At 55.9% G+C, this 15,940-nt stretch carries 9 protein-coding genes and 1 pseudogene; 8 read left to right on the top strand and 2 right to left on the bottom strand.

Annotated features, from left to right (window positions below; translation table 11 throughout):
- Window positions 1-758 precede the first annotated feature (758 nt).
- From VAE55_RS17985 to VAE55_RS18020, 8 genes are all read left to right on the top strand, one after another.
- Window positions 759-3,491, top strand: coding sequence for a phosphoenolpyruvate carboxylase (locus VAE55_RS17985; RefSeq protein WP_322817097.1), 2,733 nt, complete (start codon window positions 759-761; stop codon window positions 3,489-3,491).
- Between the two features lie 629 nt (window positions 3,492-4,120).
- Window positions 4,121-5,695 carry a sensor histidine kinase gene (locus VAE55_RS17990; RefSeq protein ID WP_322817098.1) on the top strand — a complete coding sequence of 525 codons (1,575 nt, stop codon included), beginning with the start codon at window positions 4,121-4,123 and terminating at the stop codon, window positions 5,693-5,695.
- 102 nt (window positions 5,696-5,797) lie between these two features.
- On the top strand, window positions 5,798-6,430 hold the full coding sequence (locus tag VAE55_RS17995; protein WP_322817099.1) for a metallophosphoesterase: 633 nt from the start codon (window positions 5,798-5,800) through the stop codon (window positions 6,428-6,430).
- A 385-nt stretch (window positions 6,431-6,815) separates the two neighbouring features.
- The gene (locus tag VAE55_RS18000; protein ID WP_322817100.1) at window positions 6,816-7,733 is read left to right on the top strand and encodes a DUF4032 domain-containing protein; all 918 of its coding nucleotides are present in this window, start codon (window positions 6,816-6,818) and stop codon (window positions 7,731-7,733) included.
- A 137-nt stretch (window positions 7,734-7,870) separates the two neighbouring features.
- Window positions 7,871-10,258, top strand: a complete 2,388-nt coding sequence (locus tag VAE55_RS18005) for an ArnT family glycosyltransferase (RefSeq protein WP_322817101.1) — start codon at window positions 7,871-7,873, stop codon at window positions 10,256-10,258.
- Window positions 10,255-11,379: a winged helix DNA-binding domain-containing protein gene (locus VAE55_RS18010; RefSeq protein WP_322817102.1), complete on the top strand. Its 1,125-nt coding sequence runs from the start codon at window positions 10,255-10,257 to the stop codon at window positions 11,377-11,379. The genes VAE55_RS18005 and VAE55_RS18010 overlap by 4 nt, the downstream gene beginning before the upstream one ends.
- A complete protein-coding gene (locus VAE55_RS18015) occupies window positions 11,376-12,194 on the top strand; it encodes a lipoate--protein ligase family protein (protein WP_322817103.1) in 819 nt (272 codons plus the stop codon). Before VAE55_RS18010 ends, VAE55_RS18015 begins: the two co-directional genes overlap by 4 nt.
- A gap of 9 nt (window positions 12,195-12,203) precedes the next feature.
- The gene (locus VAE55_RS18020) at window positions 12,204-13,382 is read left to right on the top strand and encodes a serine hydrolase domain-containing protein (RefSeq protein WP_322817104.1); all 1,179 of its coding nucleotides are present in this window, start codon (window positions 12,204-12,206) and stop codon (window positions 13,380-13,382) included.
- Between the two features lie 12 nt (window positions 13,383-13,394).
- Here the strand turns inward: VAE55_RS18020 and VAE55_RS18025 are convergent, their stop codons facing one another.
- A complete protein-coding gene (locus VAE55_RS18025; protein WP_322817105.1) occupies window positions 13,395-14,765 on the bottom strand; it encodes an FAD-dependent oxidoreductase in 1,371 nt (456 codons plus the stop codon).
- Window positions 14,766-15,746: 981 nt separating this feature from the next.
- Window positions 15,747-15,940, bottom strand: a pseudogene (locus VAE55_RS18030) (Uma2 family endonuclease); the annotation flags it as partial.

The raw sequence follows: 15,940 nt of genomic DNA on the forward strand, positions 1-15,940 counted from the left end.
TGGGCGCAGAGCTGCGGGGTAACCGCTGCGATCTCCACGTGATCGCGAGCACGGCTGGCGCGGCAGCATGGCTGCTGCACTCGAAACTGCGCGACACGTACGTGATGCGCGGGTAAGGCAACCCATTCAGCACGTGCTGGCACGGCTGGAGCGGCGCACTGCCACCGGGCCAGTTGCTCAAAACAGCACTTATGGCAATCATAGCCGCTGATACACACGTGGTTGACACCAGTTGTGAATGCATAGCGGGGGCGGGAGAGGGGAGGGCAGATGTTTGATCCAGGGCTTCCTGATAGGGTAGCGTTATGTTCGATCATCTGTCTTGGCCGTCCGTGAATGCCGCCAGAGGCGGGAGCTTACTCTTGGCTCCCCCCTTCAGCACTGGTACCGGCACCATGTGCGCCGGAGGCGCACGCTCCCAGCTCCCGGTTGGGGAGTACGCCCGTCATCACGCCCCCGACCCGCTCTGGCACGCGGGCAATGCAGTATTTGAGGTATGGGTAATGCATAGGTGGGAGCGAGCCGAATGTTCGCGTTCTCAGGGAATATCAGCATTTGCGCACGGTGGTGTAGCAAGCAAGGGTGCAGCGTGAGAATGACGGTAGGTAGCGTGCGATGACTCTTTTGAACCAGATGTGGTGTCAGATGGCTCAGGATTATGCCCAGGGATTTGGGAGATACATCTCTCCCGTCTAAACTCTGATATGGTATGATCGTTGCGACCATATGTATCCATTTGCATGAAAGGTGGCATACGCATGCAACCACTGGATCAGGAGAAGGTTGATCTGGATTTCACCTTCTTACTCGATTGTTTTGCCAGAGTATTGCGTGACGTCGGTGCCGAGCCGGTATCGGAAGCATTGCCCTGGTTGGGTTCTCACACTCCTGGCGATCATATTCCAACTCGCGCACTGGCACAGGCCCTCATTATTGCCTTTCAATTGCTCAATATCGCCGAGGAAAACGCAGCAGTACAGCAGCGTCGGGTTGCTGACCGCGATCCGAATATCCCACCGGAACTGGGGCGCTGGCGAGATGCCCTTCAGAAGCTGCACCAAAGTGGTTTGACCGGTGAAGAGATTGCTGCGGCGCTTCCCCATATTCGCGTCGAGCCGGTGCTCACAGCGCATCCTACCGAGGCCAAACGAGCAACAGTCCTCTCACATTATCGTGAGCTGTACTTGTTGCTGGTGCGTCGCGAGAGTCAGCGCTGGTCACCGGCGGAGCAGGCTGAGATCGAGGCAGATGTAGAGACACTGCTTGAACGATTGTGGCGTACCGGTGATGTCTTTCTGAGTAAGCCTGGTGTTCCTGCCGAAGTGCGCAATGTCCTGCATTACCTGGTCAATGTCTTTCCCGATGTGTTGCCTGTGCTTGATAATCAGTTGCGCTACGCCTGGCAGGAAGCCGGTTTCGATCCTGCGCTGCTGAGCGATACCTGGCCAAAGCTTAGTTTTGGGTCGTGGGTTGGAGGTGATCGCGATGGTCATCCACTGGTGACTGCCGAGATTACTGCACAGACCCTCCGTGAGATGCGTCTGCAAGCCTTGCGTCTCCTACGGCGTCGAATTCGACAGGCCGCCAGCCATCTCAGTATTTCTGATCTGCTCGTTCCAACGCCACCGGGGTTGATTGACCAGATTCGGCGGTTGTCGAGTGGTTTAGGTAGTCGTGGTGCGCAGGCAGTGGCGCGTAACCCCAATGAACCGTGGCGGCAGGCGCTGAACCTGATGCTGGCTCGTCTGCCGATAGACGATGCGCCGGCTGAAGCAGCACGGCTGGTGGACGATCCTGATCGTTATCGTTGTGCCGATGAACTGCTCAATGATCTGCGCGAGTTTGCCGGGTATTTACGTGCAGTAGGGGCAGGGCGACTGGCCGATGCTGAGATTCGTCCATTGATGCAACTGGTTGACACCTTTGGCTTTCATCTGGCTACACTTGATGTTCGCCAGAACAGCCAGTTTCATGATCGGGCCCTGGCGCAGTTATTGGAAGCTGCCGGTTTGTCGGCTGACGATCTGATTGGTGGTGATCCTGAGCGACGGCGGGCACTGTTAGAGCGCGAGGTTGCTTCACCACGGCCATTTGCTCACCCCAACACACCGCTTGACTATGAGGCGGCGGCAGTCGTTGATAGCTATCGTGTTCTTGCCAATCACATTGCTCGCTACGGTACAGCCGGACTTGGCCCGCTCATTATCAGTATGACACGCGATGTAACTGATGTCCTGGTCGTGTATCTGCTGGCGCGTGAAGCCGGTCTGGCATATGCTACCCCAGAGGGGCTGGTGTGTCGATTGCCGGTCGTTCCATTGTTTGAGACAATCGAAGATCTTGAACATAGTCCCCGAATTCTGGCCGATATTCTCGACCACCCAGTGACGCGCCGCAGCTTGATGGCGCAGGCTCAGGGTGGCGAGTTGGTGCAGCAAGTGATGATCGGCTACAGCGATAGCAACAAAGATGGTGGCATCCTGGCCAGTCAATGGGCATTGTATCAGGCACAGCGGGCGATGACGGAAGTGGGACGGGCACGTGGAATACGGATTCGTTTCTTCCATGGTCGTGGGGGCACGATCAGCCGTGGTGCCGGACCTACCGGCCGCTTCATCTCAATGCTGCCACCGGGAAGTTTGAACGGTGATCTTCGTCTTACCGAGCAAGGTGAGGTCATTTCGCAAAAGTATGCCAATCGTCTTACCGCTGCGTACAATTTGGAACTGCTCATTGCCGGGACAACCAAACACACGCTACTCCAGCAACGACAACCCGAAGAGCCGCATCCGCTGGAGCCGGTGATCGGCTGGCTGGCCGAGAAGTCACGTATTGCCTACCGCGAACTGGTTGAACGCGATGGCTTCATTACCTTCTTCCGTCAGGCTACGCCGATTGATGTCATTGAACAAAGCCGGATCGGCTCACGTCCATCGCGGCGTACCGGGCAGGCGACGCTGGCCGATCTGCGAGCCATCCCCTGGGTCTTTAGCTGGAATCAGGCCCGCTTTTATCTGCCGGGCTGGTATGGGGTTGGTAGTGCATTGACGGCCTTGCAAGAACAGGAACCGGCGTTATGGGAGCAACTGCGTGAAGAGCAATGGCGGTGGCCGTTATTGCGTTACCTGCTGGCCAATGTTGGGACGAGTTTGCAAACGGCACACCGCGAGACAATGCATGCGTATGCCGGCCTGGTCGAAGATGACGAGATACGGCGACAATTCCTCAACCTGATTGATGCGGAGTTTGCCCGTACAGAAGCGGCATTGACAGCTATTTTCGGTATGCCGCTTGAGCAGCGGCGACCACGGGTGGCTGCGACACTGGCTCGGCGCCAGATTGGCCTGACCCCTCTGCATCGCCGGCAGATAGAGCTGCTAGGTCGGTGGCGTGCCCAGCGGGCGGCTGACGATCCGGCAGCCGAAACCACATTGATCGATCTGTTACTGCTGGTCAACGCGATTGCAGCCGGCCTGCGCACAACCGGATGACTGGTGGGTGCAGGTACAGGTTTGATTGAGATGGTAAACCGATAACCACCGGGCTGGTCGGGTAATGATCTGACCTGTCCGGTGCTTATGTTGCCTGACGCTGCGACACGCATATGGCAAGCAGGTAAGGTTCCTGATCCAACGATAGTACTGGCGATGGCGTCATCCCTCCTCGCTTCCATACCGGCAGCCTTGGAGCAGTAGATACTATTGTTGGTCATCGGCAAGCGTTCATGCACCTGTGTGATAGTCAGGTAGCACAACCGCACAGCTTGTATGAAATAAGTTCTCGCGTGATGGGTGATGAGCATGTTATGGTGATACTGCGTCTGGTGGTGGGATGCGCCCTGCCCCCGCTGGAGATGGGAAACCACCAGTGTTAGATGGTTCCCGCTGTTGCATGTTAGTTCTGGCTTGTGATACCAGCGAGCCGGACTTGCGCTCCCAGGGAAGAGCAGCACTTTACGCACCACAGTGTGGTATTCAGGCGATGTTGGAGAATGTGCCATGACTTCCATGAAACCAGAGTTGATGTCACATCCGGCAAACACACGCTGCGTGTGGTATGCTGATCAAAAATACAGGTGTCAGCTTCAGTCATCAAGCGCTACACCCGTTTGGGAGAAACAATGGATCGTGAAGTAGTAACAGATCGGATAACGTCGGTAGACCAGTCGCAGCCGACGGCTGAAGGACTGGAACAACGACGCTCTCTCTTTAATCGTATGGGACTGCATTTGCCGCCGCTGCCATTTCGAGTGCGGCTGACGTTACTGTACACCGGTCTGTTTGGTCTGGCTCTCATTGCGATTGGGGTTGGTGTTCATTTCGCGGTTTCCCAGGCCCTGTATGCCGGTGTGCAGCGTGATCTTACGTCAGCGACACAGCAGGTAGAGGCGATTCTTTCGGCAGTCGGGTTTCAGAGCATTCGTACCGCCAGTGGTGAATTACAACTCTATCTGAATCGCGATTTTATCAAGCTGTTTACCAACCGTGGGGTTGGCGTTCAGTTTTTTCGGATTGACGGCACCCTGGCGAGTAGTACACCGAATCTTGAGTCGCACATGCTACCACTGCCGCCGGAGGCGATGCAATACATTAGCGCCGGCAATGATCAGATGAGTGTAGTGCGCGAAGTTAACGGTGTGCCGGTCAAATCGCTGATCACACCGGTCACCCTGCGCAATGGTCAATTAATTGGCTTTTTGCAGGTCTCGCGTCCACTTGATGATGTTGTGAACACCCTGACGTTGTTGCAACAGATACTGATTGGCGGCGGTCTTCTGGCATTGATCATCAATGGTTTAGGCGCGATGTACCTCTCGAAGCGGGCATTGCGCCCAATTGAGCAGATCACCATGACAGCGCAAAGTATTGTGCGAGCCGAGGATTTGGGGCGGCGCATCCCCGAACCTGCGCAGCGCGATGAGTTGCAACTGCTGACGGTTACCATTAACGAACTCCTGTCACGCCTTGAGCGCCTCTTTGTCACGCAGCAGCGGTTTGTTGCCGATGTCAGCCACGAGTTGCGCACGCCATTGACGGCGATGCAGGGGAATCTCGAAATTCTGGATCGAAGTGCCTCTCCTGATCCGGCGTTGCTCGAGGAGGTGATCGGGGACATGCGGCGTGAAACGGCTCGTCTGATTCGGATGGTGAACGATCTGCTCTTGCTGGCGCAGAGTGAAACCCACGTGGTGTTGCGCCGTGAACCGGTGGAGCTTGATACGTTGTTGTTAGAGGTTTTCCGCGAATTGCGTCCCCTGGCTGGGCAGGTGCGTTTGCGGATCGGTGCAGAGGATCAAATTCTGGTGTGCGGTGACCGTGACCGTATCAAACAGGCGTTGCTGAATTTGGGGGTTAATGCATTGCAGTACACACCACCCGGTGGTCTGGTCATTCTCAGTTTAGAGCGTTATAAGCAGTTTGCTTGTCTGAGCGTTGCTGATACAGGTGTTGGTATTAGTGAAGAGGCTCGTGCTCATATCTTTGAGCGGTTTTACCGTGTGGATCGCTCGCGCTCCCGGCATAGTGGTGGGACCGGTTTAGGGCTATCGATCGTGAAATGGGTTGTGGAAGCACATGGTGGCTATGTGACTGTGGCGAGTGAGGTTGGGCGGGGAAGTACATTCGCAATATACCTGCCGTTGCCGGAAGCCAATCCTGTACCCGTTGTTGAGGTTGAAGCAGGCAATACTACATAACGAATCACATCGCGATAGGCTGTTGTGGGGTATGCATGACCTTTACGGTGCGGAGTACGTCTTCTAACCACGTCCAGAGCCAGATAGAGTACAATAGACGGCATGCGAACCCTAACGATCAGCGATGAAATCGTTCCAGCCGTCTATAGCCTGAACATCAAGCAACGCTTTGCTGATGTACAACTGGTGTTAGCGTGCGGAGATTTGCCAATCTACTATCTGGAATTTGTCGTCACGATGTTGGGTCAGCCCTGTTTTTATGTGTGGGGCAATCACGATTCGCCGGAAGTACAGGCCGATGGGCAGGTTGTCAGTTATGCTCGTGGTGCCACGTGTATCGAAGATCATGTTGTCTGTCATCAGGGACTGTTAATTGGGGGACTGGGTGGTTCGATCCGGTATAAGCCTGATGGTCATCATCAGTATACCGAAACCCAAATGATGTTACGGGTGTTGCGAATGGCGCCGCGCCTGTTCTTGAATCGGCTGCGGTATGGACGTTATCTTGATGTCTTGCTCACGCACGCGCCACCGCTCGGCATTCACAACGGCCCCGATTATCCGCATCGCGGTTTTCTGGCTCTCTTGCGCTTTATCCAATGGTTTCGACCACGGTATCTGATCCACGGTCATATCCATCTCTCTTACGGTTTTGGTCACGCGACAGAGACGCTCTATGGTCAAACGCTGGTGATTAACACAGCCGGTTATCGGGTGCTCGATCTGGTGATCTAGTCGGTTGTTAATTTGACATAAGACGTTTTTGTGATATTAAATCTGATAGAATGGAAATTATAATACCCCGGCCAACGATGATCCTGATGCTGCATCTGAATGACGCATCGCTGGCGCCGGCGTCGTAGGGGCACGACATGCCGTGCCCCTACGACCTCGCCGACGATAACCCATCAGCGACCTGCGTTCAGCTTGCCGGCGTGATAGTGCGATCACGAGCGCTAAGTGCCATTAAAGCGGATTTGATATTAGTTGATAAGATGTTGCAATCATCTCAGAACCATGGTACGCTACCCGCGACTACGGCCGTCGGTGTTGCCGGTCGGTAGTAGAGCGCGTTGTCTTGTGCGCTGACTATCAATGGTAAGGCCGAAAGGAGAGGCCGATGTCAGCCATTCAAGCTATCGTCCATGATGAATTTGCGCACATTCGTCGCGATCAAATCGTGCGCGAGCTACTTGCGCTGGTAACACGCCGTCCAAACGAATTGCTGCCATTTGACGAAGTACGGGCCAGGCTCCGGGTGCGCGGTCAGCATTATCTCGGTCATCAGACGGTGCCACTTGAGAAAATTGTGGGGAGTGAAGGTCGGTACAGTGATTTTGATCGGCAGTTCGCCCCTCGCCATAATGCGAATCGCTTTCGCTGGATGAGCATTGATCGAGCGCATCACGAGGGTATTCCACTTCCTTCGGTAGAGCTGTACAAGCTAGGTGATATCTATTTTGTGAAGGATGGGCATCACCGCATCTCGGTCGCCCGTTTTCAGGGGCAGCGTGAGATTGATGCAATTGTCACCGAGCTGGTGGTTGATGTGCCACTCGATGCCAGTCTGAGTGTCAGAGATCTGCTCTTGAAGGAGGAGTATAGCGATTTTCTTGAGTGGACCGGTCTGGCCGATCTACGCCCTGATCAGCGCATTGAGTTTAGCGAACCGGGTGGGTATCTTGATCTGATCCGTCATATCAATGCCCATCGCTACTATCTGGGGCTGGAGCTGAACCGACCGGTATCACGCGAAGAGGCAGTGGTGAGTTGGTATGATAATGTGTACCTGCCGGTTGTTGAAGTGATCCGGAGTCAAAACGCACTGCGCTATTTTCCGGGGCGCACGGAAGCTGATTTGTATCGCTGGATAATGGATCACCGCTGGTATTTGCGCGAGCGTAACGGTGGGGCCGATCCAGGGCCTTTAATCGCCGCAGCTGATTATATCCGTCTGTTTGGCAAACGTAGTCTGATCGAGCTGACCAACTGGTTGCTCGGTCTGCTACGTGGTAATGCGGCTATCGGTGCCTCATAACCGGTGGTGTTAAGGCATTAGTTTGTAACGATGGTATCATACGCACCGTGATTCGTGCGCTGCATCATTCGATCTTGTTCAGGTGGCCTGCCCTGTGGCTACCGATTACGCTTGTTTTGCTCGCTGTAGGTGTACTGTTGGCTGGTGTTGACCGTCCGGCGCAGTATTGGAAGGTTGGCGAGGATAACGAACCGCCGCTGGTTAGGTTTCACAGCAACGAGCAGAATGAAGATGGGCTGTTCCGCTGGTCGTATCCGCAAGCGACGCTCTTCCTGTATGGATATCGTGGGTCACCGGCATTGGTTGAATTGCGCCTGACTGCCCCGCGTCCGGATGGTATGCATCCGGCGCAGGTGGCTTTTTCCTATCAAGACGGCCAACTGGCAACGATAACCGTAGCCGGTTACTGGCGGCGTTATCAGATATTGTTGCCGACTAGTACCACTACTGAGACGTTCCTGTCCTGGCAAACGGACTCTTACATGGCGTTGCCTGACGTGCGTGAGCTTGGGTTGGCCCTTAGTGGCGTGAAGCTGCTGGCAACGGTGACGCGACCGCCACTGAGTGGCCAGCTTATTGGGTGGGCCGTGTTACCATTACTGGTGTGGTGGGCAGGGATCATCTGGGGCTGGCCTGGGCGATGGCGTGATGGAGCAGCTATACTGGCCCTTGTGCCGGCCATTGGGCTGGCCTTCGTTCCGGTTGGGGCCGAATACTGGTTGCCTACGCTCCCGTGGCCGGCGTGGCCATTGGTGCCGATAGGCTTGCTTGCTGGGTGGCCGCTGATCGCAACCGCTGTTGCTCGTGTTGCGCAATGGGTTGCGCGACAACCGCAATGGCCCTGGTTGGGCTTGATAAGTGCATTTGCCGGTCTGTTGGCGTTGCGCTTCAACGCACCTGCTTGGCTGATGCTGCCAATCAGTATCGGTGGGGTCTGGCTGGCGTGGTCGCTGTTGCACCATTGTGAAGAGTCCACTTCTTCCTGGCCAATTGGGTGGATACTGACAGGTGTTACCGGCGTAGCGTTCATCACACGTCTGATTGCGCTTGATCAGATGCCACCAGCGCTGTGGCGGGATGAAGCGCGCCACGGGTTGCTAGCTCTACAAATCTGGACGGATCCAACGTTCCGCCCGGTGTATGTGGTGAAAAATGCTGACCTGCCGGCACTGTTCTTTTATCTTGTTGCACCGTTTGTCGGTATTCTAGGGCCGCACGCCTGGAGTGTGCGGTTAGTGAGCGCACTGGCCGGTGCTCTGACACCACTGGCTCTTTATTGGTTTGCTGCCCCAATTGTGGGGCGGCGTGCAGCGGTGTTGGGAACTGCGTTGCTGGCCTGGGCTTCATGGTCGTTGAGCATGAGTCGCTGGGCCTTCCCGGCCACGCTTGACCATCTGTTGGTGCTTACAGCCGGTGGTTTGTTGTGGCGAGGGCTTGAGCCGGGGCAATCGCACCGTCGTTCGTGGCTGTACATCGGTGGTGCAGCATTGCTGGGTGGATTAGCCGTCTATACGTACCATACCGGTCGTCTGGCACCGCTAGCTCTTCTGGTTGTTGCACTGTTTCGTCTTGGGCGTGATTGGAAGCGCTGGCGATTGTTCTGGCCGCGGTTGCTGGTAGCAGCACTGGCAGGGGCAGTGGTACTGTTGCCGCTGGTTCTTTATATTGTCAATGATAGTGCCGGTTTCAATCATCGGGTTGGTTTTGTCTCAATCTTTCAGGCTGATGATCTCACCCGCCACCGCCCACTCGATTTTCTGGTCGAACATCTCATTCGTTACGGATTGATGTGGCATGTTCAGGGTGATGCCAATGGTCGTCATCATCTGCCGTTGGCGCCCATGGTGGACCCCGTGGTCGGTATGTTCTTGTTTGTCGGGTTGGGGCTGGCCTGGCAGATGCGCCGACAGATGGTGGCCGTAATAGCAGCATTATGGCTTCTCTACCATCTGCCTGGCTTGTTGAGTTTCAACGCGCCGCATGCAATGCGTGCGTTGGGCACGCTGGCACCGGCTTGTGTGCTGGCAGGGTGGGGTTTGAGCCGATTGGGTAGCGGTCGTGAATGGCAGCAGTGGTTCATCTCAGCGATGCTGGTGATCAGTGTCGTCTTCAATCTGTGGGTCTACTTTGGGCACATGCGTACTCATCCACGGGTGTATGGTGAGTTTGATCGAGTGGAAACCGTGATGGCATGGATTGCTCATCTGCCTGTGAAGCGGAATGAGCCGGCGGTAACGGTCTATCTACCGCGTGAGTGGGCATTGAGTGACTCGGTGCGCTTTCTTACCTCTGATTTGCCACCGGCCCGGCGACCCCAGATCTGGCGCGGTACAAGCGCCGCAGATAATGTGTTGGTAGTGTTGCCGGCATTTGCCAACGCAGAAGACGTAGCAGTCGTACTCCAGGCACTTGGTCCGACAGCGGTGGAGGTGTTGCCTACGCCAACCATTCCCACAGACGGCGAGCCACTGGTAAGAGTTTTTAGGCGTGGCGTGGCTGCGCTAGAATTGATGAAAGAGCCTTGAAGATTGATGCTGTTCTGACCCAAGACCAGGTCATCAGTGCGCGGTATGTTCATCACGGCCTGTTGACCCCATTTCCCGACCCGGTCGTTGCGGCGCAGCGGCTAGCAGGTGTGCAGGCTCAAATTCTACCCGCTGCCGGATTAGCGTTGTGGAATCGAGTAGCAGGTTTCAGTGCCGACCGGCTTGAACATCTGCTGTATCACGAACGGTCGCTGGTTCGGCTTTGGGGGCAGCGTGGTACATTGCATCTGTACGCAATGACTGACTGGCCGTTAGTGTACGGTATGCAAGCCGGGCGTGCTACGTACTGGGAACAAGAGGCACAACGTGACGGTTGGGCAGTAGACGAGTATGAGGCATTTATAGCACGGGTGGGGGATTTGCTCTACGAACACGAAACATTGGGTCGTAGTGACCTGCGTCGCTGCTTGCCGACGATTGATCAGCGCCATTTGTCAGGGTGGGGAGGCGTATTTGCCATTCTGACCCGGCGTGGCCTAGCGTGTCATGCAGCGCCGCGTGGTGGGGAAGCACGCATGGCGCACCGATTGCGCTGGCGTCCCGATCTGGTGTGGGAACCGCCTGATACTAATACGGCAAATGCAGAGATGCTCCGGCGCTATCTGGCTACGTTTGGCCCAGTCAGGCTGGTCGATATGACGTACTGGCGCGGACGCACGCAAGCTGAAATGAAGCGTTGGCTGGCGTTGATTGGTGAAGAGGTGGTACCCGTATCAGTAGATGGGCAACCGGCGTGGTGGTTGCAGAGTCATCTGGATCGGCTGACCGATCTACCGACCCCAACCGATTTGCCACCGCACTTGTTGGGGCGTTTTGATCCGTTATTACTCGGTACACGTGATAAAAGCTGGCTCATTGATACTGATGTCTACAATCGGGTCTGGCGACCGGCCGGACATATTGAAGCGACAATGTTGATACACGGACGCATTGTCGGGACGTGGCGTTACGATTGGCGTGGTAGCAGGATCGTTGTGACACTGCGGCCATTTAAGCCGATACCACCATCAGAGCGAATCCGGATCGAGAGCCTGGCTGCCGGTGTCGCCGAATACTTTGCGGCGCCGTTGGGAGATTGGCGATGGGAAGTAGGAGCGTGATCTGGCGGTTATTACCACCTGCCCAGGGAGAACCGACAACTGAACTGGCGGCTGGGGCAGCAATGTTGGCAGGGTTGAAAGAGACGAACTGCCCTGCGCTACGCTGGTATGCCGCCGGCTCACGGCCTGCACTGGTCATAGGTTCGGGTCAGAAATTGAGTGATGTTGATCATACAGCATTGCGTCAGCAAGGAGTGACTCTCCATCGCCGGTCGAGTGGTGGTACGGCAGTGTTGTTCGTGCCTGGCTTGTTGATGCAGGATATTGCATTACCGCTTGAGCATCCTCTGTACCATCCAGACGTGAGTGAGTCGTACCGCTGGTTGGGCGACGTGTGGCAGGCGACGCTGGCACAGTTTGGTATTCATACCAGTCTGATCGATATTGCAGCAGCACGTGCTGATCGTCAGACGCTTGATCCATTGATTGCACGGGCCTGCTTTGGTGGTCAGTCGCCATATGAAGTACTGGTGGTGGGTCGGAAGCTGGTAGGCTTTGCGCAGATTCGGCGACGTGAGGGGGTGCTTTTTCAAGTCGGCCTGTACACACACTGGCCTGGCCGGCAACTGGCGACCCTGCTGGCTATGGCTGAGGCTGAACGTACCATCTTCGGCGAACGATTGGCTGATAGGGTGACCGATCTGGTAACGGTTTGCGAGTCGCCACCAGATATCTATCAAATTGCAGCAGCCTTTGCCATGGTGTTGCGTCAACGATACGAGGTGAGTATCACTGCTGCGGATTGGACAGAGGCTGAACGTGAGGCGATGATTGCAGCGCAGGAGCGCTTTGCGCCCTTACGTCTGGAAGGTTAAAGTTTGGCTATGCACAGATTACTTGTGCTGTTGAGTATTCTTCTTATCGGTATAGTGACCGCATGCGCCCGGCGTGAAGCGGTACTCTCTTCCTGGGCACCGGTGGGACCGCAGCCGACTATTCTACCCAGTGTTACGCCGGAAGGGCCGGCAGTGGCAACTACGCCGCTGGTTGCCGTAATGGAGCCGGTACAGCCTACACCGACACCGGCTCTGGTTGATATTGCTGAGCAGATTGACGAGTATCTGCGCAATCTTACTGAACAGGGTCAATTTCGGGGCGCAGTTTTGGTAGCAACGCAGGAACGTATCCTGGTGGCACGTGGCTACGGTCTGGCAAATGCCGAGCGTAATCTTTCCAACACGGCCCAGACCCGTTTCCGCATTGCATCGATCTCGAAACCAATTACCGCAGTAGCAATTTTACAGTTGCAGGCGGCAGGTAAGCTGGTCGTCGATGAGTCGGTTTGTCAATACCTGCCCGATTGCCCGACGGCGTGGCAGGCAGTTACGCTCCATCATCTGTTGACGCACACGTCGGGAATACCCAACTATACCGATTTTGCTAACTTTGCCGAGGTAGAGCTATCACCGGTGACACCGCGGCAATTGGTGAATCGGTTTCGTAACCTCCCACTCGATTTTGTGCCGGGGAGTGCATACCGTTACAGCAACTCCAACTATGTCGTTCTGGGCCTGATTATCGAAGCGGTTAGTGGTCAGCCCTACGCCGACTACATTCGCGACAATATCTTCGTGCCGGCAGGCATGATCAATAGCGGCTACGACACCGGTGATGCTTCAGTACTCAACGGCACGGTGGGGTATCTGGGGCCGGGCATCGAGCGGTCTATTCCCATTGATACCAGTAATCTTTACAGCGCCGGCGGTCTCTACTCGACGGTTGAAGACCTCTACCGATTTGTGCAGGCGCTTAATAGTGGGCAGCTTCTGCCGGCGAACGAACTTGCGAAGATGTATACGCCAAACCGGAGCAACTATGGGTACGGATGGAAGATTGAAGAGCATAACGGGCGCCGGGTGATCTACCATCCCGGTTTCATATCTGGCGCTGTTACACACCTCGCCTACTATCCTGAGCATCAAAGTGTCGTTGTTGTCCTGAGCAATATGGAACGCACCAATGCTGATGCGATTGCCGCAACCATTGGTACGCTCCTACCGTGAGAATGTCTGGCGCTACAACTGACCGCTATCACTGTGATATGCTAGTTGCCGCTGATATGCTGGATCAGCGTAGCGGTTCGGGTGAAACGCTGCTGCATAATCCGGTAACGGTTCACCAATGATGTGCGCTGCCAGGAGTTCGGCAGCGGCGAGGGCAGCCATAATGCCGTAGCCGGCCAATGCACCGATCACGAATGCTCCTTCAACGGGCAATGGGCCGATCAATGGGCGGTTTTCCGGGGTAGACGTGTAGTAACCGCCGTCGAGATATGCCCGTGGTAAGCGTTCAAGATAGGTGCGGAGACCGGGTAGCATCACCGACATCCCTCTGAGCGCAATCTCGAAGAAGCTATCATCGAGTGGCACGGGAAACTGTGCAGTACGGTTATGCCGGTCGTGAGGATGATAATCCCACAGCAACAACACCTGCTGACTTCCCCCTTCACCTTCAGGCCGACAGTGAACCCCTGGGGGTAGTAGTTCTGTCAGCCAGGCGGTCTCTGGATCGGCTCGCAGATCGGCCCGTTCTGCTGCGCTCCAACCCAGATCAATCGGATCGCCCCAAATGAGGAGGGGGGCATTACGCGGAACGACACCGAGCGGATCGGCAAAGGCTGCTTTGAGATGCGACTGATTGTGTACAGGCAGATCAACCTCTAGCAGGTCACCAACAGCGGCCAGATGAGGGCCGGCGGCATTAACAAAGCGAGCTGTGGCAATGGATTGCGTACCACCGGGAGTAGCAATCTGGACACCGCTAATGCAACCGCCGGTCTGCTGTACTGCTGTTACCTGTCCGCGTACTACGTTAACACCAGCCGTACGAGCCTCTTCAAGCAGCAGTGCCCCCAACTGCTGGGCGCTCAACCAACCGCAGCGGCGAACGTGTAAGACAGCCACCGTCGCAGGGGTTAGGGCGGGAAAATGGCGGCGGATCAGGTCGGGATCGAGCAGGAGATCGACACCATCCGGCGCTTCACGCCAGTCATGACTAGGGGTGGGCCGGTAATCGGTATCAGCCTGAGCGTGAATGCGGAGTGGTCCGACACCGTGGGCGGTAGCCTGGATAGCCTGAGCTTGCCACTGCGCAGCCCGTTGAGGATCGGCGGTGGCGTAGAGGTAGCCACGACGGTTAAGCCGGATACGATTGGCGCTGCTGAGAGCCAGGGCTTCCAGCCGTTCGATACTGCGATTCATCAGTGCAACCATTGCCCGGTCGGGCCACCAGTTGCGGTAACATTCAGTTGATTTGTCACTGGTGAGAGTGAGGGGATCACCTGCTTCAATCAGTACGACGTCACGCCAACCGTGAATAACGGCTAACTGATGGGCAACGGCGACGCCGGCAATTCCGGCGCCACAGATGACAATAGATGGGGGCATATACGTCTCCTCTGCTCCTGACCTGGACACAATAGGTTTTTTGCTTCACCACACAATGAATGCGACTAATGCGGCAGTCTGGCCGGCTGCTTGATCACGCCCTCATGTTCAAAAGTAGTTTAGTACATAATGTCAAATCTGGTAGCATAGAGTGCTCGATGGTGGGGTAGGCTGCCAGTCGGCCCCGCCAGAATCACGTAGCGGCACGGCATGCGCTGCGTTCCGTTCCTGTCAGTGTTTGCAGTGGATGCGGCGGCGTGGTTGCCTCACGCCAAACGATGTATCTGTAATACCACAGTGTGTAAAGCGAAAACGTCGTTCTCCGTCTCCGCGGTTGTCGCCGGTGTGATGATATACTCACGAGTGATGACTGCCGGTAAACCAGATTTGATGTGACTTATCTCAGACGTATCGTACACAGTGTGAAGTGGCAGGTATATCAAATCTGGTTCAGTAGAAGTCATGGCACGCTATCTAACATCATCCTGCACGCTGCGACCTCCTTACCTCACTCCCTGGCCCTGCTTCACTCCCAATGGGGGAGTGGGGAATGGGGAGTAGGGAGTGGGGAGTGGGGAGTGGGGAGTGGGGAGTGGGGAGTGGGCGTGCTCCAGGTGGGTTCCGGTCATCTTTCGCTCCCCGCCCGGTCTACCTCCGCTTGAGGGATGAGTAGGGGGTGCGCTCTATACCTCACTCTCTGCCCTGCTCAGCACCTGATCCTGCCCGCCGTGACTGCTGCCTACAGGGTATAGCATCCCTTAACAGTGCATAACTCTGCGATCCATACCTCATCGGAGATTCCCGCGCCCACTGAGGATGAGTCGGGAGGGTGTGGACGTGAAGAGTATCATCAATCCAGTCTACCTTTAGCACAAAAGACCAATGCAATTTGTACGTTGTCAGTCTGGCAGTCAGCGAAACACAAAGCATAAACCGACACTGGCAAAGCCAATGTCGGAAAAGTGGCAACCTATAACGTATTTATCCACTACCTCGTAAGCGGCGCAGCTCTGCTTCGAGTTCACGTAAACGAGCTTTGACCAATCTGGCTTGTTCTTCGGCAGCATCCCGTGCCTCGGCTTCGCGGCGAGCCTGCTCTTCGGCAGCAGCGCGGGCCTCGGCTTCACGGCGGGCCTGTGCTTCAGCGGCAGCGCGGGCCTCGGCTTCACGGCGGG

The organism is Chloroflexus sp. (assembly GCF_034432675.1).
Classification (GTDB): domain Bacteria; phylum Chloroflexota; class Chloroflexia; order Chloroflexales; family Chloroflexaceae; genus Chloroflexus.